21 protein-coding genes are annotated in these 25,570 nt (G+C 71.7%); 15 read left to right on the forward strand and 6 right to left on the reverse strand.

The window, feature by feature from the left end:
• Window positions 1-14 precede the first annotated feature (14 nt).
• Together ABZU32_RS27715 and ABZU32_RS27720 are read right to left on the reverse strand one after the other, a co-directional pair.
• Window positions 15-281: a hypothetical protein gene (locus ABZU32_RS27715; RefSeq protein WP_354851207.1), complete on the reverse strand. Its 267-nt coding sequence runs from the start codon at window positions 279-281 to the stop codon at window positions 15-17.
• A gap of 355 nt (window positions 282-636) precedes the next feature.
• Window positions 637-1,371 carry a GntR family transcriptional regulator gene (locus ABZU32_RS27720; protein WP_354926510.1) on the reverse strand — a complete coding sequence of 245 codons (735 nt, stop codon included), beginning with the start codon at window positions 1,369-1,371 and terminating at the stop codon, window positions 637-639.
• 148 nt (window positions 1,372-1,519) lie between these two features.
• On the opposite strand from ABZU32_RS27720, the gene ABZU32_RS27725 reads away from it, so the two are divergent.
• The 6 genes from ABZU32_RS27725 to ABZU32_RS27750 all read left to right on the forward strand — a co-directional run bounded on the left by ABZU32_RS27725 (window position 1,520) and on the right by ABZU32_RS27750 (window position 9,567).
• Window positions 1,520-2,809, forward strand: a complete 1,290-nt coding sequence (locus ABZU32_RS27725; protein WP_354926512.1) for an extracellular solute-binding protein — start codon at window positions 1,520-1,522, stop codon at window positions 2,807-2,809.
• Window positions 2,810-3,153: 344 nt separating this feature from the next.
• A complete protein-coding gene (locus ABZU32_RS27730; RefSeq protein ID WP_354926514.1) occupies window positions 3,154-4,029 on the forward strand; it encodes a sugar ABC transporter permease in 876 nt (291 codons plus the stop codon).
• Window positions 4,026-4,892, forward strand: coding sequence for a carbohydrate ABC transporter permease (locus ABZU32_RS27735; RefSeq protein WP_354926516.1), 867 nt, complete (start codon window positions 4,026-4,028; stop codon window positions 4,890-4,892). The genes ABZU32_RS27730 and ABZU32_RS27735 overlap by 4 nt, the downstream gene beginning before the upstream one ends.
• 151 nt (window positions 4,893-5,043) lie before the next feature.
• The gene (locus ABZU32_RS27740; RefSeq protein ID WP_354926518.1) at window positions 5,044-6,345 is read left to right on the forward strand and encodes a beta-N-acetylhexosaminidase; all 1,302 of its coding nucleotides are present in this window, start codon (window positions 5,044-5,046) and stop codon (window positions 6,343-6,345) included.
• An 88-nt stretch (window positions 6,346-6,433) separates the two neighbouring features.
• The gene (locus ABZU32_RS27745; RefSeq protein WP_354926520.1) at window positions 6,434-7,858 is read left to right on the forward strand and encodes a cellulose binding domain-containing protein; all 1,425 of its coding nucleotides are present in this window, start codon (window positions 6,434-6,436) and stop codon (window positions 7,856-7,858) included.
• Window positions 7,859-8,124: 266 nt separating this feature from the next.
• On the forward strand, window positions 8,125-9,567 hold the full coding sequence (locus ABZU32_RS27750; RefSeq protein WP_354926522.1) for a wax ester/triacylglycerol synthase family O-acyltransferase: 1,443 nt from the start codon (window positions 8,125-8,127) through the stop codon (window positions 9,565-9,567).
• 22 nt (window positions 9,568-9,589) lie between these two features.
• On the opposite strand, the gene ABZU32_RS27755 is transcribed toward ABZU32_RS27750, so the two are convergent.
• Window positions 9,590-10,330, reverse strand: coding sequence for an SDR family oxidoreductase (locus ABZU32_RS27755; RefSeq protein ID WP_354926524.1), 741 nt, complete (start codon window positions 10,328-10,330; stop codon window positions 9,590-9,592).
• A 100-nt stretch (window positions 10,331-10,430) separates the two neighbouring features.
• On the opposite strand from ABZU32_RS27755, the gene ABZU32_RS27760 reads away from it, so the two are divergent.
• The gene (locus tag ABZU32_RS27760; protein ID WP_354926526.1) at window positions 10,431-10,982 is read left to right on the forward strand and encodes a helix-turn-helix domain-containing protein; all 552 of its coding nucleotides are present in this window, start codon (window positions 10,431-10,433) and stop codon (window positions 10,980-10,982) included.
• Between the two features lie 100 nt (window positions 10,983-11,082).
• On the opposite strand, the gene ABZU32_RS27765 is transcribed toward ABZU32_RS27760, so the two are convergent.
• A complete protein-coding gene (locus ABZU32_RS27765; RefSeq protein ID WP_354926528.1) occupies window positions 11,083-11,838 on the reverse strand; it encodes a GntR family transcriptional regulator in 756 nt (251 codons plus the stop codon).
• A 107-nt stretch (window positions 11,839-11,945) separates the two neighbouring features.
• Here ABZU32_RS27765 and ABZU32_RS27770 point away from each other — a divergent pair, with 107 nt between their 5' ends.
• From ABZU32_RS27770 to ABZU32_RS27780, 3 genes are all read left to right on the forward strand, one after another.
• Window positions 11,946-12,413, forward strand: coding sequence for an ATP-binding protein (locus ABZU32_RS27770; RefSeq protein WP_354926602.1), 468 nt, complete (start codon window positions 11,946-11,948; stop codon window positions 12,411-12,413).
• Between the two features lie 264 nt (window positions 12,414-12,677).
• On the forward strand, window positions 12,678-13,589 hold the full coding sequence (locus tag ABZU32_RS27775) for an alpha/beta fold hydrolase (protein WP_354926530.1): 912 nt from the start codon (window positions 12,678-12,680) through the stop codon (window positions 13,587-13,589).
• 75 nt (window positions 13,590-13,664) lie between these two features.
• Window positions 13,665-14,531 carry an LLM class flavin-dependent oxidoreductase gene (locus tag ABZU32_RS27780; RefSeq protein WP_354926532.1) on the forward strand — a complete coding sequence of 289 codons (867 nt, stop codon included), beginning with the start codon at window positions 13,665-13,667 and terminating at the stop codon, window positions 14,529-14,531.
• 98 nt (window positions 14,532-14,629) lie between these two features.
• Here the strand turns inward: ABZU32_RS27780 and ABZU32_RS27785 are convergent, their stop codons facing one another.
• Window positions 14,630-15,550, reverse strand: a complete 921-nt coding sequence (locus ABZU32_RS27785) for an ROK family protein (RefSeq protein WP_354851231.1) — start codon at window positions 15,548-15,550, stop codon at window positions 14,630-14,632.
• 115 nt (window positions 15,551-15,665) lie between these two features.
• Complete coding sequence (locus tag ABZU32_RS27790; protein WP_354926534.1) at window positions 15,666-16,997, reverse strand: ROK family transcriptional regulator; 1,332 nt, start codon at window positions 16,995-16,997, stop codon at window positions 15,666-15,668.
• Between the two features lie 208 nt (window positions 16,998-17,205).
• Between ABZU32_RS27790 and ABZU32_RS27795 the strand changes: the two genes are divergently transcribed.
• From ABZU32_RS27795 to ABZU32_RS27815, 5 genes are all read left to right on the forward strand, one after another.
• Window positions 17,206-18,570 carry an extracellular solute-binding protein gene (locus ABZU32_RS27795; RefSeq protein ID WP_354926536.1) on the forward strand — a complete coding sequence of 455 codons (1,365 nt, stop codon included), beginning with the start codon at window positions 17,206-17,208 and terminating at the stop codon, window positions 18,568-18,570.
• Window positions 18,567-19,496 (forward strand): sugar ABC transporter permease, encoded by a 930-nt coding sequence (locus ABZU32_RS27800; protein ID WP_354851240.1) that lies wholly within the window; start codon window positions 18,567-18,569, stop codon window positions 19,494-19,496. The genes ABZU32_RS27795 and ABZU32_RS27800 overlap by 4 nt, the downstream gene beginning before the upstream one ends.
• Window positions 19,497-19,620: 124 nt before the next feature.
• Window positions 19,621-20,442, forward strand: a complete 822-nt coding sequence (locus ABZU32_RS27805; protein WP_354926538.1) for a carbohydrate ABC transporter permease — start codon at window positions 19,621-19,623, stop codon at window positions 20,440-20,442.
• 3 nt (window positions 20,443-20,445) lie between these two features.
• A complete protein-coding gene (locus tag ABZU32_RS27810; protein ID WP_354926540.1) occupies window positions 20,446-24,705 on the forward strand; it encodes an NEW3 domain-containing protein in 4,260 nt (1,419 codons plus the stop codon).
• Window positions 24,705-25,505, forward strand: a complete 801-nt coding sequence (locus tag ABZU32_RS27815; RefSeq protein ID WP_354926542.1) for a peptidylprolyl isomerase — start codon at window positions 24,705-24,707, stop codon at window positions 25,503-25,505. The genes ABZU32_RS27810 and ABZU32_RS27815 overlap by 1 nt, the downstream gene beginning before the upstream one ends.
• Window positions 25,506-25,570 lie beyond the last annotated feature (65 nt).

Below are 25,570 nucleotides of genomic sequence, written 5' to 3' on the forward strand. Positions count from 1 at the left end.
GTGTCCTCCTCGGGTTAGGGGCGGCCGTTGGTCAGGGTCCGGCAGGTCACCAGTTCCCAGTCGCTTACTTCGGGGTTGGTCAGGATCTGCGTCACCTCGGCGCGGATCTGCGCGTCGGTGGTCTCCTCATCGGTCTGCACGCGGATGGCGATGTCGCCGGTGACGTTCTTGAGGTCCTTCCGCCATTTCCTCGGGAGCAGGGCCAGGATTCTGATTCCGTCGACCGGCGAGTTCGGAAGCGGATCGCCGGCGGTCCTGCGGATGGTCAATTCGACGAGCATGTGGTCACCTCAGTCCCAGGTCGTGCCCGGCGTGACCGGCGCATGGCCCGGCGCGGCCCGGGTGAACGACATTTCGAATTCGGCCCGGCCGTTGTTCTCGCTTCGCATTTCGATCCCTTTTCTGTCGGCTGTGTGTTTTCTTCTCGCACAACCAACTCTGCGGGATCGGCGTCCGCCGGAACAGAAGAAGCGAAGTCAGCAAGCTGCAGGGTGGTTGCAGCTTCCTGCCACCCTTCCCGCGGTCCCGCGGACGGTCCCTCGCGCGGCAGGGTGGGCGGCCCGGCGCGGGGAACGGCGAACGCCGGTGACCGCGCAGGTCACCGGCGTTCGGGAAGGAAGGGAGGCCGTGGAGTGATCAGCCGGAGTCGGCGTCGAAGTGGAGTTCGGAGGTGACGCGGTAGCGGTCGCCGCGGTAGATGGAGCGGACGAACTCCACGATGCGCCCGTTGACGTCCTTGGTGGTGCGTTCCACCCCGAGGGCCGGGAAATGCTGCGGGACGTGCAGCAGCTCCGCCTCGGTCTCGTCGGTGACCGTCGCCTCGATCGTCTGCACCGCGCTGCGCACGTCCACGGCGAACCGCTCGCGCAGCAGCCGGTAGAACGATCCCGACTCCATGTCGGCGGGCAGCAGGCCCTCCACCAGGGCGTGGGGGAGCTGGATGCGCTCGATGGCCATCGGCTCCTCGTCCACGATGCGCAGGCGCACGACGCGCAGGACGGGGGCGGCGGGGGAGAGCCGCAGGCGGGTGGCGAGCTGCGGGCCGGCGGGGATCAGGCCGAACTCCAGGATGCGGCTGAGCCAGTGCCCCTCGGCCGGCGGGGCGTAGAACGAGCCGCCGGGGGTCGACGACAGGGCCTGGGTGACGCGGTGCGGCCCGGTGAAGGTGCCCCTGCCGTGCTCGCGCACCAGGATGCCGGACCTCACCAGGTCGTCGATGGCCGCGCGCAGCGTGGGACGGGAGACCTCCAGCTCCTTGCACAGGTCGCGCTCGGAGGGGATCGCCTCGCCAGGCTGCTTGTCGGCGACGAAGTCCAGCAGGAAGTCGCGCACGCGATCGCGCTTCAGGCCGCCCCGCATGTTGAGACTCACGGCAGCGACCTTACCAGCGACTTACCAGTCTCAGCCATCGAACGGCGCAAGATTGCCACCAGGCTGGGTCTTGACGGGCCAACTGGTTAATACCACTCTATCCACATCGGGCGGATCGCTTACCAATAACTGACCAATGGAGATCCCCGTGAGGAATCGCCTCTTCGTCGTGACGGGAGCGCTGGCGCTGGCCGCCGGGCTTACCGCGTGCGGCTCCACCTCCCCGTCCACCGGCTCTCCGGGCTCCGCGAACTCCGCCGGAACGGCCGCCGCTCCCGTCCGGCTCACCGTCTGGGTGATGCGCGACAGCTTCTCCGACGCGGTGCTCGACCGCTTCACCTCCGACTTCGAGCGGACCAGCCCCGGCGTCACCCTGGACATCCAGATCCAGGAGTGGGACGGCATCGGGCAGAAGGTCACCAGCGGCCTGGCCAGCAACGACGCCCCGGACGTGATCGAGGTGGGCAACACCCAGGTCGCGGAGTACGCCGCGAGCGGCGGTGTGAAGGACCTGACCGGCAAGATCGCCGACCTCGGCGGCTCCGACTGGCTTCCCGGCCTCGCCGAGCCGGGGAAGATCGACGGGCATCAGTACGGCATTCCCTGGTACGCCGCGAACCGGGTGGTCATTTACAACAAGGACCTGTTCGCCAAGGCGGGCGTCACCGCGCCGCCCAAGACCCGCGAGGAGTGGCTGGAGGTCACCGCCAAGCTCGACAAGGGCGGCGACCAGGGCATCTACCTCGCCGGGCAGAACTGGTACACCTTGGCGGGGTTCATCTGGGACGAGGGAGGCGACCTCGCGGTCAAGGAGGGCGACGCCTGGAAGGGCGCCCTGGACACCCCGCAGGCCATGGCGGGCATGAATTTCTACAAGCGGCTCCAGGCCCTCGGCGAGGGGCCCAAGGACTCCGACGAGGCCAAGCCTCCGCAGATCGACGTGTTCGCCAAGGGCGACGTCGCCCAGCTCATCGCCACCCCCGGCGCGGCCGTCGCCATCGAGAAGGCCAACCCCGAGCTGGCGGGCAAGATGGGCTTCTTCCCGATCCCCGGCAAGACGCCCGACCGGCCGGGCGCGGTGTTCACCGGCGGCTCCGACCTGATCATCCCCGAGGCGTCGCAGCACGGTGACCTCGCCTACCAGGTGGTCAAGGCCCTGGCCGGCGAGCGGTTCCAGGTCGACATGGCCAAGGAGATGAAGTACGTGCCGAACCGGGTGTCGCTGGGCGGGGCCCTGGCCGGCGACGAGGCCACCGCCGCGATGGCCGCGGGCGCCGCGAACGGCCACGCGACGCCGAACTCGGCCAACTGGGCGGCGGTCGAGGCCAAGAACGTGATCAAGGAGTACATGACCAAGGCGCTCACCGGTGCCGACACCGCGGCCCCGGCCGCCGCCGCGTCCCAGACGATCACCACGATCCTCAACACCAAGTCGTGAACCTCGACGCCCCCCGCCCCGCGGCGGTCCCGTCCGCCGGCGCGCCCGGCCCGACTGCGCACCCCTCCGTTTCCCTGCCCTCAGACGCAGGTCGTCCCCGGACGGCGGACGCGCCCCCCGAGCGGCGAGCGGACGCGGTACCCGGGCGGGCAAGGTCCGGGGGCGGGTCGCGGGCGCTCGGCGAGAGCGGCCTCCGGTCGGACGCCGGCCGCTCGGAGATGGCCGCCCGGCACGGCTCGCGAACGGGGGCCGGGGGCCGGTGGCGAGCCGGGCGGGTGTCAGGTCGCGGCGGAGACGGGCGGGGGGCGCGGTCGCGACCTGGCCGCCGCCGGATCGCCGGACTGGTGCCCTACCTCCTGGTCGCCCCGACGGTCGGCGGAGCCGCCTTCCTGCTGCTCTACCCATTGCTGCGCAGTGTCGTCATCTCGCTTCAGCACTTCAGAACAGGCGAGTTGATCCGTGGCGGAGCGGCGTTCGTCGGGCTGGCGAACTACCAGGAAGTGCTCACCGGCGAGGAGTTCTGGGCGGTGGTGAGCCGCACCTTCGCCTGGACCGCGGTGAACGTGGTGCTCATCATGGTCATCTCGACGCTCACCGCCCTGATGACCGCCCGGCTCGGCCGGCGCATGCGGCTGGCCGTCATGGGGGGCCTGGTGCTCACCTGGGCCACCCCCGTCCTGGCCGCCACGACGGTCTTCCAGTGGCTGTTCCAGTCACGGCTGGGCGTGGTGAACTGGCTGCTGGTCAAGCTCGGCCTGACCGGCTTCCAGGACTACACCTGGTTCGCCGGCGGCGCCTCGAGCTTCGCCATCCTGGTCATGCTCGTCGTCTGGCAGTCGGTGCCGTTCGCCGCCCTCACCCTCTACGCGGGCCTGACGACGATCCCCGGCGAGCTGGAGGAGTCGGCCAGGATCGACGGGGCCACCGGCGCGCAGGTCTTCCGGCACGTCACCCTGCCCATCCTGCGTCCCCTGTTCGGGCTGATCACCTCCCTGGAGGTGATCTGGGTGTTCAAGTGCTTCGCCCAGATCTGGGCGATCAGCCGGGGCGGCCCGGACGGCGCCACCACGACCCTGCCGGTCTACGCCTTCCAGGTCGCCCAGTCGCTCCACAAGTACGACCTCGGCTCGGCGATATCCACCCTGACCGTGCTGATCCTGATCGCCGTCCTGATCCTCCACCTGCGGCGCATGCTGCGCCACGAAGGAGAGACCCCATGACCACCGTGAACAGCGCGCGGACGCGGGGGAGGGGGAGGCGGCTCGCGCGGCGGGTGCCGCTCAACCTGGCCGCCCTCGCCGTGATCGCCGTCTCGGTGTTCCCCGTGTACTGGATGGCGGTCACGGCGTTCACCCCGACCGCCGACATCCAGTCGGAGACGCCGAGCTTCTGGCCCGCCCACCCCACGCTCGACCACTTCGCGAGCGCCGTCAACGCGGACGGCTTCGCGCTGTTCTGGCGCAACAGCCTGGCCGTGACCGTCTCCTCCGTGCTGCTGTCCCTGGTCGTCGCGCTGCTGGCGGCCTTCGCGGTCGCCCGGATGCGCTGGCGCGGCAGGCGGGCGTTCATCCTCATGGTCTTCATCGCCCAGATGGCCCCATGGGAGGCGCTGCTGATCTCGATGTTCGTCATCGCCCGCGACACCGGCATGCTCGACCGGCTGTCCATGCTGTCCCTGATCTACTTCATGCTCACGCTGCCGTTCACGATCGTCACCCTGCGCGGCTTCCTCGCGGCGATCCCGCCGGAGCTGGAGGAGGCCGCCATGACCGACGGGGCCGGCCGCGCGGCCGCCTTCCGGCGGGTGGTGCTGCCGCTGCTCGCCCCGGGCCTGATGTCCACCTCGCTGTTCGGCTTCATCACCGCCTGGAACGAGTTCGCCTTCGCCAACGCCTTGATCATCAAGGACCAGGACGACCGGACGCTACCGGTGTGGCTGTCGTCCTTCAGCAACGTCTTCGGCACCGACTGGGGAGCCACGATGGCCGCCGCGGGGCTGTTCATGCTGCCCGTGCTGCTGGTCTTCCTCGTGCTCCAGCGCAGGGTCACCTCCGGCATCATCGCCGGCGCCGTCAAGGGCTGACCCACCCGCCCGGCGGCCCCCGCTGCGGTCACCCGCACCCACCCCGGCCGCGGGAAATCGTGCACACCACCCCGTGCGCCATCCGTCTTCCCCGTCCACCCGGTCCACCCCGTCCGCCAGCGCGCCCGCGCCTGCGAAAGGAACAGACAACGTGATCATTCCCCGGCCGCGGGAACTGGCCTTCCTGGGGGGCTCCGTCGCGTTCCACCCCGACCTCGTGCGGCACGCCCCGCCGGACGCGTCGCTCGGAGATGAGGGCTACCGGCTGGACGTGGGGCCGTCGGGCATCCGGGTCACCCCCGGCGGCAGGGCCGGCCGCTTCTACGGGTTGCAGACCCTGGCCCAGTTCGGCGCCGCAGTGCCGTACGGGACGATCGAGGACCGGCCGCTATTCGGCTGGCGCGGCGTCATGCTCGACGTGGCCCGGCACTTCATGCCCAAGACGTTCCTGCTGCGCCTGATCGACCTGCTCGCCGAGCACAAGCTGAACATCCTGCACCTGCACCTGACCGACGACCAGGGCTGGCGCCTGGAGATCGAGCGCTATCCGCGGCTGACCGAGGTCGGCGGCCGGCGCGGGGGCGGCCCGGCCCCGTCCGGGGACGAGCCGCGGTTCTACACGCGCGAGGACGTCCGCGAGATCGTCGCCTACGCCGCCGAGCGGTTCGTCACGATCGTCCCCGAGATCGAGATGCCCGGCCACGCGCAGGCCGCGATCGCCGCCTACCCCGAGCTGGGCAACCATCCGTCCCGGCGGCTGGAGGTCTGGTCCGGCTGGGGGATCAGCGAGCACGTGCTCAACCTGGAGGAGTCCACCGTCGCCTTCTGCCAGAACGTCCTGGACGAGGTCATGGACCTGTTCCCCGGCCCGTACGTCCACGTCGGCGGTGACGAGTGCCCGCCCGGCGAGTGGGAGCGCAGCCCCCGCGCGCTGCGACGCCTGTCCGAACTGGGGCTGGCCGGCCCGTCCGAGGCGTGCCGGTGGTTCGTCGGGCGGATGGCGGAGCACCTGGCGCGGCACGGGCGCAGGACGATCTGCTGGGACGAGCCGGACCGCGAGCCCACCCCGGGCACCACCGTCATGGTGTGGCGCGAGGAGGACGCGCTGCCGGACAGGAGCGACATCATCCTCGCCCCGCACACGCGCACCTATCTGGACTACTACTCCTCCGACGCCCCCGGCCAGCCTCCCGCGCAGCCCGGCGTCGTCACGCTGGCCGACGCCTACGGGTTCACCCCCGACCCCGGGGTGCGCGGGGTGCAGTGCCAACTGTGGACCGAGTACATGCCCACGCCCGAGCAGGTGGAGTACATGGCCTTTCCCCGGCTGTGCGCGTTCGCGGAGGTCGCGTGGGGGTCGCCCGGCGACTACCCCGACTTCCTGCGGCGCCTGGACCCCCACCTCGCCCGCCTGGCCGCCCGCGGCGTCCGCGTGGGACCCCTCATCCCCTGACGTCTCCGACCCCGTTCCCGCGACCCGACATCCCCTCTCCTCCCGTGAACCGTTCCTCCTCCACCCCCCACCCAGGAAAGGAACACCGATGTCCGTGACCTCAAGGCCGCCGGGGAAGTCACTCCTCGGCGGACTCGTGTCCGCCGTGCTCGCGGCCGCCATCGGAGTGAGCGCCGCCGCGCCGGCGGGCGCCGCACAGTCGCTGCGGCTGCAGTACAAGACCAGCGCCACAGGCGCCACCGCAGACCAGGTGGAACCGTGGTTCGATCTGGTCAACGACGGCTCCTCGGCCGTGCCGCTCTCCGGAGTGAAGATCCGCTACTACTTCAGGGCCGACTCGGCGTCCCAGCAGTACCGTTTCGCCTGCTCCTGGGCGACGGTGTCCTGCTCGACGGTCACCGGCGCCTTCGGCGCCATCAGCCCCGGCACGGCCACCGCCGACCGCTACCTGGAGGTCGGCTTCACCTCCGGCACCCTCGCGGCCGGGGCTCACACCGGTGACCTGCAGCTTCGCTTCTACCGGTCCGATTGGCAGCGCATCACCCAGAGCGACGACTACTCCTTCGGTCCCGCCCGCACCTCCTACGGCGACTGGACCAAGGTCACCGTGTACCAGAACGGCGCCCTGGTGTGGGGCACCGCCCCGGCCGGCGGCGGTCCCTCGCCCACGCCGACTCCCACCGTCACCCCGCCGCCCGGCGGCAACGCCGGCGTGGTGTTCGACGACTTCACCTACACCAACGCGGACGACCCCGCCATCACCGCCCACCACTGGACCGTCCGCACCAACTCCGGCGGCCCCGGAGTCCCGGGCGCGAGCTGGCCGAAGAGCAACGTGAGCTTCCCGTCCGTCGCCACCGGCAACCAGGCGATGCAGCTCAGAGCCGCCACCGACGGCACCGGCGCGGGCACCCAGCAGGCGGAGTTCCTGCACCAGCGCAAGTTCCTCGAAGGCACCTACGCCGCGCGGGTGAAGTTCTCCGACGCGCCCGTCAGCGGGCCGGACGGCGACAACATCGTGGAGACGTTCTTCACGATCACCCCGCTCGCCGCCGACCTCGATCCCGACTACAGCGAGCAGGACTTCGAGTACCTGCCCAACGGCGGCTGGGGCGAGTCCGGCAACATCATGTACACCACCTCGTGGGAGACCTACCGCAACGAGCCCTGGCTCGCGGTCAACGTCCACAACGAGGTGCGCGCCAGCTATGACGGATGGCACAACCTGGTCCTGCAGGTCTCCGGCGGGAAGATCAGGTACTACATCGATGGAGCGCTGTTCGCCGAGCACGGTGACATCTACTACCCCGAGACCGTGCAGTCGGTGAACTTCAACCTGTGGTTCATCAGCGGCGGCCTGGTAGGCAGCTCGACGCCGCGCTCCTACGTCCAGCAGGTCGACTGGTTCTACCACGCGAAGAACGAGGTCGTGGCCCCGGACGAGGTGGTGAACCGGGTCAACGGCTACCGGTCCGCCTCGACCCGCTGGGTGGACACCGTCCCGTCCCCGTGACCTGACCGGGTACGGCCCGCGCCCCACCGGCGCGGGCCGTACCCCCCGGAAGCGGTCCGCAACGCCCTTTGCCGGGCAGCCGCCCGCGACGTTCTCGGGTCGTCCGCGCCGGTGAGCGGCAGGCCCGCGCCTCTGGGGCGGCCGGCCATGCCTCCGGTGCGGCGGCCGTCCCAGGTGAGCGGAGGCCGTGGCAGGAGGGGCACCATGCCGGTGGAGGCGGCGGGCTGATAGAACGGAGACGCCCCGCACCGCCCGGCCCGGAGGAGGTGGACCCCTTGCGGCAGCTCAGCGCCCTCGACGCGCAGTTCCTCGCCTTCGAGACCGACACCAACGTCGCCAACGTGGCCGGCCTGTCGATCCTGGAAGGGCCGATCAGCCGGGAGGAACTGCTGGGCCTGGTCGAGGAGCGGTCGGAGCTGGTCCCGCCGCTGCGGCAGCGCATCATGCGGGTGCCGTTCAACCTCGACCACCCCTACTGGGTGCAGGACGACACGCTCGACCTGGACTACCACGTGCGCGAGCTGGCCCTGCCCGCCCCCGGCAGCGACCGGCAGCTCGCCGCGCAGGTGGCCCGGCTGCACGCCCGGCGCCTGGACCGGCGGCACCCGTTGTGGGAGATGTACCTCATCCACGGCCTCAAGGGCGGCCGCACCGCGCTGTACACCAAGCTGCACCACGCCGCGATCGACGGCATGGGCGGGGCGGACGTGCTGGCCGCCTTCATGGACCTGGAGCCCAACCCCAGGCCCCGCCCCCGCCCGGCCCCGGCCGAGCCCGAGCTCGCGCCCGAGACGGCGCAGATGCTGCTCAGGACCGCCGCCCGGCTGGCCGCCAACCCGGCCCACCTGCTGAGGTTCCTCGCCGAGGCGGCGCCCTACCTGGACGAGATCCCGCTCATCTCCCGGATCCCCGGCGCGGGCACCGTGTCGCGGGTCACCCGCCGGCTGGCCCGCGAGCTCGGCATCAGCGACGGGCAGGTGGTCCCCGAACTACCCAAGCTGGTCGTGCCGCGCACGCCGTTCAACGGCCCGGTCTCCGCGCACCGCCGCTTCGCCTTCGTGGAACTGCCCCTCGACGAGGTGAAGAAGGTCAAGAACGCCTTCGGCGTCACGGTCAACGACGTCGTGATGACGCTGGCCGCCACGGCGGTGCGGCGCTGGCTGATCGCCCATGACGCGCTGCCGGAGGACCCGCTGGTCGCCGGCGTGCCGTTCTCGCTGCGCGGCGTCGAGGGCACCGAGCCGGGCAACCAGGTCACCCTCATGATCACCTCGCTGGACACGCACATCGACGACCCGCGCGAGCGGCTGTTCGCCGTGCGCGACTCCATGCAGCGCATCAAGGACCGCTTCAGCCTGTCACCGGCGCGCTGGCTGCGCCATCTGAGCGAGAGCATGCCCGCCGCCCTCACCGGCCTGGCCGAACGCGCCGCCTTCGGCCTGGCCGCGCAGACCTCGCCGCCGGTCAACCTGCTGATCTCCAACGTCCCCGGCCCGCAGATCCCGCTGTACATATGCGGGCGGCGTCTGCTCGCCCAGTACCCGGTCTCCGTGGTGACCGACGCCAGCGGCGGCCTCAACATCACCGCCCTGTCCTACAACGGCCAGGTAGCCATCGGCATCATCGCCGACCGCACCATGGTCCCCGACATCTGGAAACTCCCCACCCACCTCCGAGAATCCCTCGACGAACTCATGTCCCTCACCTGAAATCCCGCTGCGGCGGGCCGGCTCAGTTCTGGGTCGTCGGGCGGATGACGATCTCGCCGATCTCCACCTCGCGCGGCTGTTCGATGGCGAAGGCGACGGCGCGGGCGACGGCTTCCGGCGCGATGGCGTACTGGTTCATGTTGCGGAGGATCTCCTCACGGACCTCGGGGTCGTCGATGGAGCCGGGGAGTTCCGTACGCACGTAGCCCGGCGAGACCGCCGTCGTCCGCAGCACACCATCGGTCGACTCCTGCCGCAGCCCTTCCAGGAGGGTACGCACGGCGTTCTTGGTCGCGGCGTAGACCGCCATCGTGGGCGTGATCTTAAGCCCGGCGGTCGACACCGTGGTCACCAGGTGGCCCTGCCCCTGCTCGCGGAAGATCGGCAGCGCGGCGGCGATGCCGTACAGCACGCCGCGCAGGTTGACATCGATCATCGCCGACCAACCGGCCACGTCGAGGTCGGCCACGGGGCCGATCTTGCTGATGCCGGCGTTGCCCACCAGCACGTCGAGCCGCCCGAACTCCGTCACGGCCAGTCCGACGAGCCGTTCGAGGTCCGCGCGGTCGGTGACGTCCACGGGGCAGGTGACGGCGAGGCCGCCGCGGTCGCGGATCTGCCGGGCGATCTCGTTGAGCCGTTCCGTCCGCCGCGCGCCGAGCACGACGGCGGCGCCCCGCTCGGCGAGCAGGCGCGCGGTGGCCTCGCCGATCCCGCTGCTCGCCCCGGTGATGGCCACGACCTTGCCCTCGATGGCTGACATGGGATCTCCTCCACAGTAAAATGGACACGTGTCCGCTTGGGTCTGCTCCCACCGTACCGGACATGTGTCCACTTAGTTCGACCCGCCCTGCAGAGGACCGATGAACGAACCCCGCCGCCGAGCCGACGCCACCGAGAACCGCGTACGGATCCTCCAGGCCGCACGAGAGGTCATCGCGAACGCGGACGAGGTGAGGCTCAACGAGATCGCCAAGCGGGCGGGCGTCGGCCAGGGCACCCTCTACCGCCATTTCCCGACCCGTGAGGCCCTGCTCGCCGAGGTCTACCGCAACGACGTGGACGCCCTCGTGTCCGACGCGCCCGCACTGCTCGCCGAGCATGCGCCGCTGCCCGCTCTGGCCCGCTGGCTGGACCGGGTGGCCGAGTACGCGAAGGTCAAGCGCGGGGTGTTCGCGGCCGTCGAGGTGGGGGTGTGGCGGGATCTGTCCGCGCACAGCCTCGGCCCTATCGGGGAGGCGCTGACCCTGCTTCTCGACGCGGGCAAAGCCGATGACGTCATCCGCCCCGACGTGGACGCCCGCGACGTGATCCTCCTCATCGGCTACCTGACCCGCCTGGAGCCCGAGGAGTGGGACGCCCGCGCCCACCACCTCCTGGAGGTCATCCTCAACGGCCTGCGCCCTCACACCTGAACGGCTTCACCGCAAAGGTCCTGTCCGATCGCGGTGCGAGCGACCTCGATGCGAAGCCACGTCACAGGCCGGGTATGCAGGGTTCGGCGTCTTGTTTGACCTAGAGAGTGATGCGGTCGACGCGTACGGCGCGGTCGCCGGGGAGGACGATGGGGTCGGCCACTTCGACCACGCGGCCGCTCGCGAGCATCTGGCGGGTGATGGCGAACACCGGTATGCCGGAGCCGATGCCGAGCACCTCGGCTTCCTCGGGGGTCGGCATGCGGACCGCCGTCTCTTCCACGATGTCGTCGACGTCGATCCCGAGCGTACGCAACTGCGCGATGTTGCCGCCCGGCCAAGGCTCGTTGTCCGGGTTGGCGACCGGCGTCGCCTCGACATCGGACGCCAGGAGGCAGGTCCGGGAAATCTGCGAGGGGACGTCGGCGGCGTAGAACACAAAGCGGCGTTCCAGGACTCGGGCGCCTACTTCGACATTGAACAGGGTGGCCAGGCGCTCGTCGGCCGAGATCCAGCGGAACGCCTTGTCGAGCCGATACTGGGTCCACGTGATGCCCTGGTCCTGGGTGAAGCTCGTCCGTGGCACGGTCTGCGCGCCGGCGTCGGCCAGGTAACGCTCCATGGAGACGCGCCGAACCGGCGGCCGCTCGCGCACGAAGGTGCCCGACCCGCGACGGGATTCGACCAGGCCCTCATTGCGCAGCAGGTCCAGCGCACGCCTGATGAGGATCTCTGAGACGTCGTGCTCTTCGGCCAAGACGCGATGCGCGGGTAGGCGGGCGCCCGGCGCGAGGTCGCCGTTGCGTATCCGTTGACGCAGGTGATCAGCGATTCGCAGGTAGGCGTGCTCGGTCACATGCCGTCCTAGTTTCGAGATTGGCTTGACAGGAGCGTACACGGGCGGGCAACTTCGTATACGAGCTGTGCTGTCATGTATACGTTCTGTAGTCGGCTGGAGTGTCGATGACCGTCCCCTGCGATCCGACGCATCACGTCCGACCTGCTCACGCCTTGGGTGATGAGCGTGGTGCGCGCCTCGAGCCGATTTCGGCGACGCGCGAGAACGCCTGGAGTCTGGAGGCGGGTCCAGGGTCCGTGGCCCAAGCGCGGGCCCTCGTCCGAGATGCCGTGGTCGGGTGGGGTCTGTCCGAGCTCGCGGACGAGGCGGTGCTCATCGTCAGCGAGCTGTGCACCAACGCGGTCCGGCACGGTCGCCCTCCGGTCACCCTTGTGCTGCGCGCCTCTGGCCGGTGCCTCGGGGGAGAGGTCGCCGACCGCGGAGAGAGCTTCGCCATTCCTCGACCTCGGGCGAGTGACGAAGACGAGGCTGGCCGGGGGTTGCAGATCGTTGAGCACCTGACCGACGAATGGGGAGTGGATTCCGGCGTGCATGGCGTCGGCAAAGCCGTGTGGTGGAGGAAGTGTCGCTGATCGCGAACGGCCTGCACGCCGCGTTGCCCAAAGCGCCATGGTCTCCGATGGTGGGGGAGTCCCGCCGGCCCGCGAGAGGCCCTCGGTGAACTCGTGGCAACGGTCGTGCGGCTGACCTCCGCGAGACTGCCGGTTTGCTAAGAGGAACATGGTTCCGTATGTTGGGTAGCGGAACGTGGATCCGTTTGTTGGCGATGCCAGGACGGGTGCCCCGTGGTCTGGCCGTTTGTGGCCTTTCGTGTCGCCTTTTCAGGAGAAACACCCATGAACCAGCTCGATGGAGTCGTCATCTCGGTGCGTCCGGTGGTGCTGCCCGCCCCCGGCCGTGGGGAGGATCTGCAGGTGCGGGTGTCGGCCCCGGTGGCCGGCGGTGACCTGCCCGTCATCGTGTTCTCGCACGGGTTCGGCCAGTCGATGGACGGCTATGCTCCGCTGGTCGACTTCTGGGCCGCTCGCGGGTTCGTGGTCGTCCAGCCCACCCACCTCGACTCGCGGACGCTGGACCTCACGCCGGACGACCCTCGCCACCCGGAGATCTGGCGGTTCCGGGTGCGGGACCTGACGTGCGTCCTTGATCACCTGGACCTCGTCGAGGCCTCGGTCCCCGGCCTCGCGGGGCGGATCGACCGCGGCCGCATCGCGGTCGCCGGGCACTCCTGGGGCGCGCAGACGGCGAGCATGCTGCTGGGCGCGCGGGTCCTGGACGCCGAGGGCGTGCCCGGCGAGGACATGTCCGACCCCCGGATCAGGGCCGGTGTGCTGCTCGCCGTGCCGGGGACGGGCGGCGCCGACCTGACGCCGTTCGCCGCCGAGCACTTCTCCTTCATGAACCCGGACTTCACCCGGATGACACCGCCGGCCCTGGTGGTCGCGGGGGACAAGGACCAGTCCGCCCTGAGCGTCCGGGGCCCGGAGTGGTTCACCGACGCCTACTACCTGAGCCCGGGCGCCAAGAGCCTGCTCACCCTGTACGGGGCGGAGCACTCGCTGGGCGGAGTCGCCGGCCACGCCGTCACGGAGACGACGGACGAGAGCCCCGAACGGGTCGCGCTGATCCGGCGGCTCACGTCGGCCTTCCTGCGCAGCGCGCTCTACCCGGCGGACGACGGCTGGTCCGTGGCGAGCGCCGAGCCGGCGCGGAGCACCGATTCCGTGGGCCGTGTCGAATCCAAGTGACGTTCCGGGAAGCTCGCCGCCGTCGTCGGACGACGGGCAGCAGGCCTCCTGCCATCAGAGAGGATCCACGGCACCATGCCCAGTTTCGGGATCATGACCGCCCCCATGCAGGTCGGCTACCACGACGTCCTTCGGGTCTGGCGGGAGGCGGACGCCATTCCCGAGATCGAGCACGCGTGGTTGTTCGACCACCTCCTGCCGATCGCCGGCGAGCTGAACGGACCGGCGTACGAGGGCTGGACGCTGCTGTCGGCGCTCGCCGCCCAGACCCGGCGGCTGCGTCTCGGACTGCTCGTCACCAGCAACCGGTTCCGGCCGCCCGCGATGCTGGCCAAGATCGCCGCGACGGTCGACGTCGTCTCCGGCGGGCGGCTCGACTTCGGCATCGGCGCGGGCTCACGTCCGGACCACCCGCTGGCCCGCCGGGAGTACGAGGCGCACGGCCTGCCCTTCCACGACTTCGCCCACTCTGTGGGCAGCCTCGCCGAGGCGTGCACCGTCATCCGGCGGATGTGGACCGCGACCGAGCCGTTCGACTTCGACGGCGCCTATGTCCGGCTCACCGGCGCCTTCTGCAACCCCAAGCCGGTCCAGCGGCCCGGTCCGCCGATCGTGATCGGCGGACGCTCGTCCGCGACGCTGCGCGTGGCCGCCGAGCACGCCGACGTGTGGAACATCCCCGGCGGAGACGCCAGAGACATCGACGAGGTCGCCGGCCGCAGCGCCCTGCTGGACCGCTACTGCGCCGAGATCGGCCGCGACCCCGCCTCCATCACCCGGTCGATCCACCTGCCGGTCTCCTACGACCGGCCCGCGACGACTCGGGAGGCGATCGGCGAGGCGGTCGCCGCCGGCTTCCAGCACGTCGTCCTCGGCCTGTCCGCCCCTTACCCCGCCGGCGTCGCACGGTGGGTCGCCGACGAGCTCGTCAGAGCACGGTGAGCCGGAGGGACCGGTGAGCCGCCCATGGGGAGCGGGTCACTGCCCATCCTGGCCATTCCCGCGCCGCAGAGGCATCGGCGCGGGAACCGCCGGTGTGGTCAGGTCGTCCGGGGGGAGGACAGCAGTGCCATGCGGGCGGCGCCTATGAGGCCGGCGTCCCGGGCGAGGGCGGCGGGGGTGACGCGGAGGCGGCGGACGAAGTCGAGGCTGGTGCGTTCGGCGACGGCGCGGCTGAGCGGGGCGAACAGGACCTCGCCGGCCGCGGCGACGCCGCCGCCCACGACGACCTGGTCCAGGTCGCAGACCGTGGCGACCGCGACGATGGCGGTGGCCAGCGCCCCGGCCGCCCGGTCGAAGGCGGCCAGGGGTACGGCCTCACCCTGGCCCGCCGCCTGCGCCAGCTCGCGGGCGTCGGCGCCGCGCCAGCCGTTCTCGCGGGCCCAGCGCACCATCGACGGGCCGCTCGCGATCGTCTCGACGCAGCCGGTCCCGCCGCACGGGCAGGGCGCGCCGGCGGGGTCCACCACGATGTGCCCGATGTGTCCGGCGTTCCCGGTCGGCCCGGTGTAGGGGCGTCCGTCCAGCACCAGGCCGCCGCCGATGCCGGTGGAGACGACGATGCCGAGCATGGCCCTGGATTCGCGCCCCGCGCCGCGCCAGTGCTCGCCGGCGGCCGCCGCGACGGCGTCGCCGAACAGGTGGCACGGCGCCCCGGGCACGGCGTCGGAGACCCGGGCCAGCAGCGGGAAGTGCCGCCAGGCGGGGATGTTCACCGGGCTCACCGTGCCCGCCTGCGGGTCAAGCGGGCCGGCGGAGGCCACGCCCACGGCCACGGGCGGCACCTCGCCGGCGACCTCGCGCAGCAGCCCGATCAGGGCGTCGCTCACCACTCCGGGGTGGCCGGGCGGCGCGGCCGGGGTCGGCACCTCGCGGCCGCGCAGCACCGTCCCGTCCTTGCCGACCAGGGCCGCGGCCAGCTTGGTGCCGCCGATGTCGGCGGCCAGCACGTACGAAGTCATGGGCTCCTCGTCGTTCAGCAGGTCGGGCGAAGGGCGCCTGGCACGGGCCCGGAAGGCGAAGGACGGCACCGCCGGCCCGGCGCGACCGGCGCGGTGACGTCAAGCGATGAGTGTGTCACGGGGTCAGGAGCGCGCCCAGGCGGGGGGCGTAGGTGGCGTGGAAGACCAGGGAGGCGGCGCCGATCGCCGCGGCGTCGGCGGCGATGGGGGAGGTGACCACCTGTACCTGGTGCAGCCGCCGGGCCAGCGGCCGGGTGGCCACGGCGGCCGCGATGGCCTGGTGGTAGATGTGGCCGATGTCGTGCATGGCGGGTCCGCCGAGCACGAGCAGGTCGATGTCCAGCACGTTGACCAGGCTCACCGCGGCGGCGGCGAGCCGCTCGCCCACCTCGCGGATGACGCTCAGCGCGAGCGCATCGCCCGCCGCGGCGGCGGCGCAGATGGCGGCGTGGTCGGGGGCAGGGAGGACCGGAGACCCTTCACGATCCGCGACGGCCGGGGCGTGGGCGTTCTCACGAGCTGGGGCGGAGGCGTCGCCATGGGGCGGGGCAAGGCCGTTCTCAGGGGCGGCGCTCTCAGTGACCTCGGCAAGGATGCTCTGTTCGCCTTGGGCGAGGCGGGTGCGGACGGTGGCCTCGATGGCGCCGGGGCAGCATAAGGCCTCGATGCAGCCGCGGTTGCCGCAGTAGCAGTCGGGCCCGTCGGGCATCACCGTGATGTGGCCGAACTCGGCGGCGTTCAGCGAGCTGCCGCGGTAGATCTGGTTGTCCAGGAACAGGCCGCCGCCGATGCCGGTGCCGAGGTACAGGTAGGCGAAGCTCGGGGTCGAGCGGGCCGAGCCGGCCCACCGCTCGCCGATGGCGGCCGCCGCGGCGTCGTTGTCGAAGGTCACCGGGAAGCCGGTGTGCTCTTCCAGCAGCCGCCTGATGGGCACGTGGTCCCAGCCGGTCAGACGGGGCGGGAAGTTCATCACGCCGTCGGCGTCCAGCGGGCCCGGGCAGGCCAGGCCGATGCCGAGCACCTTGTCGTCGGGCACCCCCGCGCGGCTCAGCATGTCGCGGGCCGTGCGGGCCATCTGACGGATCACCGTGTCGGGCGCGAGGCCGGGGGGCACGGCCTCGCGCCGCATGGTGACCGGCTGACCGGCCAGGTCGGCGAGGACGTAGGACAGCTCGCCGGGGTCGAAGTGGATGCCGACGGCGTACCCGGCGCCCGGGTCCACCCGCAGGATGGTGCGCGGTTTGCCGCCGCTGGAGGGCAGCGAGCCGTCCTCGACGACCAGCCCGTCCTCCAGCAGCCTGCGCACGATGACCGAGACGGTCTGCGCGGTCAGCCCGCTGCGCTCGGCGATCTGGACGCGGCTGATGCCGTCGGAGACCTGGATCGCCTCCAGGACGACGGCGCGGTTGTAGCTGCCCACCCTCGGCAGGTTGGTGCCCATCTGCATGCGCTGCTCCTGGCGTCCTGGATCTCTTCCGGGCAATATCGCACAGACCGTTGACTTAGTAAATCAAAAAGATTTAACTACTCGTCACCCAGGGAAACACGGCCGAAACACGTGTCGACCGGACGCTCCTGGCGCGGGGATCGGGGTCCCGCGCCCGCGACCTCATGGTCGGCCGCCAGGCCGGAGAAGGAGTCCGATGAGACGAGCGATGGTTGCCTCGACACTGGCGGTCGTGGTCGCCGCCACGGCCGGTGCGTGCGGCGGCGGTGACAAGGCCGGCGGCCAGGGCGCGAACGGGGCCAAGGAGATCGAGGTCCTGTACAAGATGGAACCCACCTGGCCCTACATGGACAAGGTGCTCAAGCAGGCCAAGGCCGACTACGAGGCCGCGCACAAGGGCGTGACGATCAAGCTGACCGCGGTGCAGGGCAACAACGAGGTGTACTACACCAAGCTCGCCCTGCTGAACCGCTCGGCCGACTCCGCGCCCGACGTCTACCTGCACGACACCTTCCAGGTCAACGCCGACGTCGCCGCAGGGAAGCTGGCCCCGCTCGACGACTACCTGAAGTCGTGGCCCGACTGGAGCACCCAGTACTCCGAGGCGGTCCAGCAGGCCGCCAAGGGCCCCGACGGCAAGATCTACGGGGTGCCGATCAGCACCGACACCCGCGGCCTGTGGTACAGCAAGGACGTGTTCGCCAAGGCGGGCCTGCCGGTGCCGTGGGAGCCCAAGACCTGGGCGGACGTGCTGAGCGCGGCCCGCGCCATCAAGCAGAAGGCGCCGGAGGCGATCCCGTTCAGCATGTACTCGACCAAGCCGCACGGCGAGGCCGCCACGATGCAGGGCTTCGAGATGCTGCTCTACGGCACCCCCGGCGGCACCCTGTACGACGACACGCAGAAGAAGTGGGTGGCCACCGGCAAGGGCATCACCGACTCGCTCGGCTTCATCAACACGATCTACCGGGAGAACCTCGGCCCGAAGCAGGCCGACGCGTTCAGCACCAAGCTGTACGACAAGGTCACCATGGAGTGGTTCCCGAACGCCAAGCTCGGCATCGACCTGGACGGCGCGTGGGTGTCCTCGGCGTGGAAGCCGACCGGCAGCAAGCCGTGGCCGCAGTGGACCGAGAAGATCGGCTGGACGCCCATGCCGACGCAGAACGGCGAGGCCCCCGGCGCGGTGAGCATGTCCGGCGGCTGGGTCATGGCGATGAGCTCCTACGCCAAGGAGAAGAAGGACGCCTTCGACTTCATCAGCGTGGTGACCGACAAGAAGAACACGCTGACCTACTCGGTGGGCTCCGGTGACCTCGCCCCCCGCAAGGACGTCGCCGCCGACCCCTCCTACACGGCCGGCAACCCCGCGGTGAAGTTCTGGACCGATCTCGCCTCCGTCACCCACTACCGCCCGGCGTACGAGGTGTACCCGAAGGTCTCGGCCGAGGTTCAGAAGGCCATGGAGGCCATGACCACCGGCTCCAAGACCCCGGAGGCCGCGGCCAAGGAGTACGCCGACGCGCTGCCCGCCGTCGTCGGCGGACCCGACAAGGTGCTCGCCGGCTCATGACCGCCGCCACCGTGACCTCGTCACGGCCGCCCGGCTCCCTCGAACGGAGGGAGCCGGACCGGCCGGCCGGCGGGAACCTTCGCCGGCTGCTCCCGCTGCTGCCCGCGCTGCTGCTGCTGGTGGTCTTCATGGCCGGGCCCATCCTGTGGAGCGTCTACATCGCCTTCACCAACGAGACGCTGACCGGCGCCGCGTCGGTGAACTCGCGGTTCGTCGGCTTCGCCAACTTCGTGAAGATGTTCGGCGACGAGGACTTCCGCAACTCCTTCCTGCTCACCTTCATCTTCGTGATCGGCTCGGCCGTCGTCGGGCAGAACACCCTCGGCCTGATCATCGCGCTGCTCCAGCGGGGGCGCGGCCGGGCCGTGCGCAGCGTGGTGAACGGCGTGGTGATCGCGGCCTGGGTGGTGCCCGAGGTGGTCGCCGCGGCGTGCTGGTACTCCTTCCTGTCGGAGGAGGGCACGCTGAACGAGCTGCTCGGCGTCCTCGGGCTCTCGCAGGACTGGCTGTTCACGGCGCCGATGATCGCGATCATCCTGGCCAACATCTGGCGGGGCACGGCGTTCTCGATGCTGGTGTACTCCGCGGCGCTGTCGGACGTCCCCGCCGACCTGCTGGAGGCCGCCGCGGTGGACGGGGCGAGCAACTGGAGCAGGCTGGTGCACATCACCCTGCCGCTGATCCGCCGCTCGATCATGTCCAACCTCATGCTCATCACGCTGCAGACGCTGGCGAGCTTCGGCCTGATCTACGCCCTCACGGGCGGCGGACCGGGGACGGCCAGCCAGACGACGCCGCTGTACATGTACGAGCAGGCCTTCCGCTACTTCGAGATCGGGTACGGCAGCGCGATGGCCCTGGTCATGCTCGTCATCGGCGCGGTGTTCTCCCTGGTGTACCTGCGCCTGATCAAGGCGGACGCGTGATGGCGCCCCGCGTGTTCGATCAGGACCCTAGGGTGATCGTCGGCAGCGCCCACGAGCGGGACCGCCGGATGCCGGCCGCCCGCGCGTTGCCCGTCGCCGGCACGCGAGCCGGGGAGGCGCGCCCATGACCCGCGTGGCCGCCCGCACCGCGGCGCTGCTGTCGCTCCTGGTGATCACCCTCGCCTTCGTCGGCCCGTTCCTGTGGGTGCTGCTCGCCTCGGTGCAGCCGGAGGCGAACCTCACCGCCGAGCCGAGCCTGGAGTTCTCGCTGCGGAACTTCTCCGAGGTGCTGACCTGGGAGACCATCTACCTGCCGGTGCTCAACTCGATCGTCATCTCCGGCGCCACCGCGCTGCTGACCGTGCTGGTCTCGGGCCTGGCGGCCTATCCGCTCTCGCGGTACAAGCTGCGCTTCAAGCGGCACTTCATGCTGACGCTGCTGTTCACCACCGGCCTGCCGGTCACGGCGATCATGGTCCCGGTGTACAGCATGTTCTTCCGGTTCAACCTGTACGGGTCGGTCCCCGCCATGGTGCTGTTCCTGACGGCCAGCGCGCTGCCGTTCGCCATCTGGATGATGAAGAACTTCATGGACAGCGTGCCGATCAGCCTGGAGGAGGCCGCCTGGGTCGACGGGGCCGGGTGGGTGCAGTCGCTCGCCCGCGTCGTCGGGCCTCTCATGGCCCCCGGCGTCGCGGTCGTGGCGATCTTCGTGTTCGTCGGCCAGTGGGGGAACTTCTTCGTTCCCTTCGTCCTGCTGGACACCCCGGAGAAGCAGCCGGCGGCCGTGACGATCTACACCTTCTTCTCGCAGTACGGCCAGGTCGCCTACGGGCAGCTCGCCGCGTTCTCGATCATCTACACCGCTCCGGCCGTCGTCCTCTACGTCGCCGTGAACAAGTATCTCGCCGGTTCGTTCAGCTTCGCCGGATCAGTGAAGGGTTGACCCTTGCGTATCACCAGCGTCGAATCCACCGAGCTCTTCGTCGAGGCCGGACAGGTCGTCCGCGTCCACGTCGACGGACCACCGGGTGAGATCGAGGTCCGCGTCACCGGGCCCGGCGTCGCCGGCGGCGCCCGCACGGCGGGCCGTCCGGCCGAGGTGGCGGTGTCCGCGGACGCCGCGCCCGGCACGCGCGTCCCGATCGAGGTCACGGTCTCCGGCGCGGCCGGCGATGTCGCGGCCGGTGATTTTGCGGACGGTGACGTCCTCGCCGGGGACGGGCCCGGCGGGGGCGCCGTCGCGACGGGCGAGCTGGTGGTGGCCGAGTCCGGCTGGACGGTGTGGATGGTGCCGCACTTCCACTATGACCCGGTCTGGTGGAACACCCAGGCCGCCTACACCACCTCCTGGGACCAGGCGGGCCCGGTCTCCCAGGAGTTCCGGTGGGACGGGCAGAAGGCCGGGTTCGACCTGATGCGCGAGTACCTGGACACCGCGCGCCGCGACCCGGACTTCAAGTTCGTGCTGGCCGAGGTCGACTACCTCAAGCCCTACTGGGACGCCCACCCCGAGGACCGCGGGCACCTGCGCCGGCTGCTCGCCGAGGGCCGCGTCGAGCTGATGGGCGGAACCTACAACGAGCCCAACACCAACCTCACCTCGGCCGAGTCGACGATCCGCAACATCGTCTACGGCGTGGGCTTCCAGCGCGACGTCGTCGGAGGTGACCCGGCCACGGCCTGGCAGCTCGACGTGTTCGGCCACGACCCGCAGTTCCCCGGCCTGATCGCCGAGGCCGGGCTCACCTCCAGCTCCTGGGCGCGCGGGCCGTACCACCAGTGGGGGCCGATGCTCACCGGCCGCGACCGCGAGCGCGACGGCTGGGGTGACCCGGACACCATGCAGTTCCCCGCCGAGTTCGAGTGGGTGTCGCCGTCCGGCAAGGGCGTGCTCACCCATTACATGCCCGCGCACTACAGCGCCGGGTGGTGGATGGACTCGGCCGCCGACCTCGCCGCCGCCGAGGAGGCGGTGTACGAGCTGTTCGTCCGGTTGAGGAAGGTCGCGGCCACGCGGAACCTGCTGCTGCCCATCGGCAGCGACTACACCCCGCCCAACAAGTGGGTGACCGCGATCCACCGCGACTGGAACGCCCGATATGTCTCGCCGAGGTTCGTCGTCGGGCTGCCCAAGGAGTTCTTCGCCGCCGTCCGCGACTCGCTGACCGAGGTCTCGCCGCAGACCCGGGACATGAACCCGGTCTACACCGGCAAGGACGTCTCCTTCATCGACACCAAGCAGGCCCAGCGCGCGGCCGAGTCGCTGGTCGGCGACGCCGAGAAGTTCGCCACGCTCGCCGCCGCGACCACCGGGGCCCGCTACCCGCACGCCGCCCTGGACAAGGCGTGGCGGCAGCTCGTCTACGGCGCCCACCATGACGCGATCACCGGCTCGGAGTCCGACCAGGTGTACCTGGACCTGCTCACCGGCTGGCGCGAGGCCCACGACCTGGGCCGCGACGTGCTCGCCGCCTCGCTCGGCGAGCTGACCGCCCGCGTGGACACCCGCGGCGAGGGCACGGCCGTGGTCGTGTGGAATCCCTCGTCCTGGCCGCGCACCGACCTGGTCCGCGTACGGCTCGCGCTGCCCGCGCCGGGCGCGCACGGCGTCCGCGTCACCGACCCCGAGACCGGTGAGCTGCCGGTCCTGCTGGAGAACCCCGAGCGGCACGAGGACGGCAGCCTGCTGGCCGTCGACGTCGTCGTGCTCGTCCGCGACGTGCCCTCACTCGGCTGCCGTACCCTGCGGGCAGAGCCTGTCGCCGAGGCCGCCCCGGCCGGCTGGGCCGCCCGCGAGGGCGCCGCCATCGCCAACGGCTTCCACCTGGTCGAGGTGGACCCGGCTCGCGGCGGCTGCGTGTCGCGGCTCTACGACGTCGCCCGCGACCGCGAGCTGCTCCAGCCCGGCAGGGTCGGCAACGAGCTGGTCGTCCACGACGAGTACTCCGCGCATCCCGAGTTCCACGAGGGCCCCTGGCACCTGGTGCCCAAGGGCACCGCCACCGGCTCGGCCGAAAGTCCGGCGACGTCGGTCCTCGTCGAGACGTGCGCCCTGGCCGAGCGCGTCACCGTCACCGGCCGCGTGGGCCCCGCCGCCTACACCCAGGTGATCACCCTGTGGCACGGCCTGGACCGCGTCGACTGCGTCACCCACCTGGACGAGTGGGAGGGCGCCGACCAGCTCGTCCGGCTGCGCTGGCCCGCCCGCGTGCCCGGCGCGCTGCCGGTCAGCGAGGTCGGCGACGCCGTGGTCGGCCGCGGCTTCGGCCTCATCGACGTCGACTCCGGCGAGCACCCCTGGACGCTGGACAACCCCGCGGGCGGCTGGTTCGCGCTGTCCTCCACCGCCCGGGTCGCGCTGCGCGGCGAGGACGGCGCCATGGTCGGCGAGCGGGCCATCGGCATCGCCGAGATCATCGGCGGTGAGCCGCGCGAGGTGGCCGTGGCGCTGGTCCGCAAGGGCGTCACCGCCACCTGCTCCCGTGCCACCGGCCCCCGCTACGGCGACCTCGGCGTCGATTCCAACCTTCCCGACGTCCGCGTCGCGCTCGGCACACCGGAGGAGAACCCGTTCGTCGCGCGGGTTCTGGAGGCCGCCGCCCCCGGGTACGCCGAGTTGCTGCGCCGGCGGCTGGCCGCCGGCGGGCGGGCGCGCGTCTGGGTCCCCGCGGCCGAGCCGCTGGAGAAGGTCTGGGTGCCGAGCGCCGACCTCACCGGCCCGCGCGCGCTCCCGGTGCTCATCGTCGCCGGCGACGGCGCGGCCGAGGAGCTCGCCGCCGACCTGGACGACGCGGTCATCGAGGTCACCCAGCCCGCCGAGCTGACCGTCCTCACCGAGCCGGCGCTGGACGACTACACCATCGGCGTGGTCAACCGCGGCATCCCCGGCTTCGCCGTCGACGCGAGCGGCGCGCTGCACCTGTCGCTGCTGCGCTCGTGCACCGGCTGGCCGTCCGGGGTGTGGATCGACCCGCCGCGGCGCACCGCCCCCGACGGGACGAACTTCCAGCTCCAGCACTGGACGCACTCCTTCGAGTACTCGCTGGTCACCGGGGCGGGCGACTGGCGCAGGGCAGGGCTGGTCGGCCGGGGCCACGACGTCAACCATCCGCTGGCCGCCCTCCCCGCCCCCGCGCACGACGGCGAACTGCCCGCGACGACGTCGCTGCTGTCGGTCGAGCCGGCCGGCAAGGTCGTGCTCGCGGCCCTGAAGGCGGCCGGCAACCCGCTGGCCTCCGGACGCCCGGCGGGCGGGCGGCCCGAGGGCGTCACCCTGCGCCTGTACGAGGCGGAGGGCGACCACGTCACCGCGCGCGTGACCACCGCCCTGCCCCTGGCGGACGTCCACCGCGCCGACCTGCTCGAACGTCCTTCGGCCGAGCTGGACCCGGCCGCCTTCCCTCTGGCGCCGATGGAGATCGCCACCCTCACCGCCCCGCTCGCCGCGGGAGACGCCGCCGGGAAGGCCGCCGGGGGGCCGGGCGTCGCGCTCGGGCCGGAGGCGGAGCCGTACCAGCCCGTCTACACCCGCTACTGGCTCGACAACACCGGCCCCGCGCCGGTCGGCAACGTGCCCGTGGCGGTCCACCTCGCCGCGGCCGGGGCGGCGGTCGCGGGGCCGGTCGAGCTGGAGGTGTCGGTCGCCTCGGGGCTGACCGAGGGCGAGGCGTCCGGCGTCGTCACCCTCGTCGCCCCCGAAGGGTGGGCCTGCGAGCCGGCCGAGCGGCCGTACGCGCTGCCGCCCGGCGGGCACGCCGCCTTCACCGTGCGGGTGTCGCCTCCGGGCGACGCCGAGCCGGGCGAGTACTGGCTGCGCGCCCGCGTCGCCCACGGCGGGCAGGAGTACCAGGACGTGGCCCGGCTGCGCGTCGGCGAGGCCGAGGACGCCGCGCTCGAGGTGACGCTGGAGACGCCGGTCGTGCGGCTGGTCCCCGGCGGCGCCGGCGCGGCCGAGGTGGTCGTGCGCTCCGCGGCCCGGACGGAGGTGTCGGCGCGGGCCCAGCTCATCAGCCCCTGGCACACCTTCGAGCTGGTCCCCGAGTGGAACACCGGCGTGGTCGTCCCCGCCCGCGGCGAGGCGCGGGTCCGCTTCGACCTCCAAGCCCCGCCCGGCGCGCGCCCCGGCCACTGGTGGGCCGTCGTCAAGATCGCCTGCGCCGGCCGGCTCCACTACACCGAGGCCGTGCGCGTCGAGGTCGAGGCGTAGTGGGCGGCGCCGGCACGGCCCACGCGGCGACGGTCGCCGCGCGGGTGGGGGAGCGGGTCGTCCCGGTCGCGCACGTCGACGCGCGCGAGGCCGAACTGCGCGCGGGGCCGCTGGCCTCGCGCCTGCCGCGCCCGCACGGCGCCGAGGGACGCAACCTGCGCCGCTGGCTGGTCCAGGTGCTGGTCACCGAGGCGCTGATCGAGCAGGAGGCCGCCGCGCTCGGCGTTGCCGAGGCCGGCGACGGCCCGGGGACCCGGTCCGCGCCCGCGCCCGCGCTGACGCTGTCGGCCGCGCTGCGCACCGGGGGCGTGGTCGCGGCCGTGACGGTCGCGATGCCGCTCGCGCGGGCGCTGCGCGACGCGGTCACCGCCGGGGTACGGGCGCCGGAGGAGGAGGTCCGCGGCTACTACGAGCGCAACCTCGACCGCTTCACCGTCCCCGAGACGCGCCACGTCAGCCGGGTGGAGGGCGGGCGCGTGTCGCCGTTCGGCCCGGTGCGGCGCGGCGAGCTGGCGGGGCCGCTGGAGCTCGCGATCTTCTCCGCGCGGGAGGGCGAGACCGTCGGCCCGGTCGACGGTCCCGGCGGGCCGTGGACGCTGCGGGTGGACCGCGTCGAGCCGGGCGGGCGGCGGCCGTACGGGGCGGTCAGGCGGGCCCTCGCGGCCGAGCTGACCGCGGTCGCGGCCGAGCGGTTCTTCGCCGAATGGCTGGAGCGCCGTTACGCGGAGAAGGTCCGCCTGCACCCCGGCTACGAGCACCCCGCAGACCCCCGCCACCCCGACGCCACCCACCACCACTGACGGTGGGTCGGTCAGGACGGTGGGTCGGTCAGGACGGTGGGTCGGTCAGGGCGATGGGTCGGTCA

The sequence above is a fragment of the Sphaerisporangium sp. NPDC005288 genome, from assembly GCF_040607475.1.
GTDB classification, from domain to species: Bacteria; Actinomycetota; Actinomycetes; order Streptosporangiales; family Streptosporangiaceae; genus Sphaerisporangium; species Sphaerisporangium rhizosphaerae.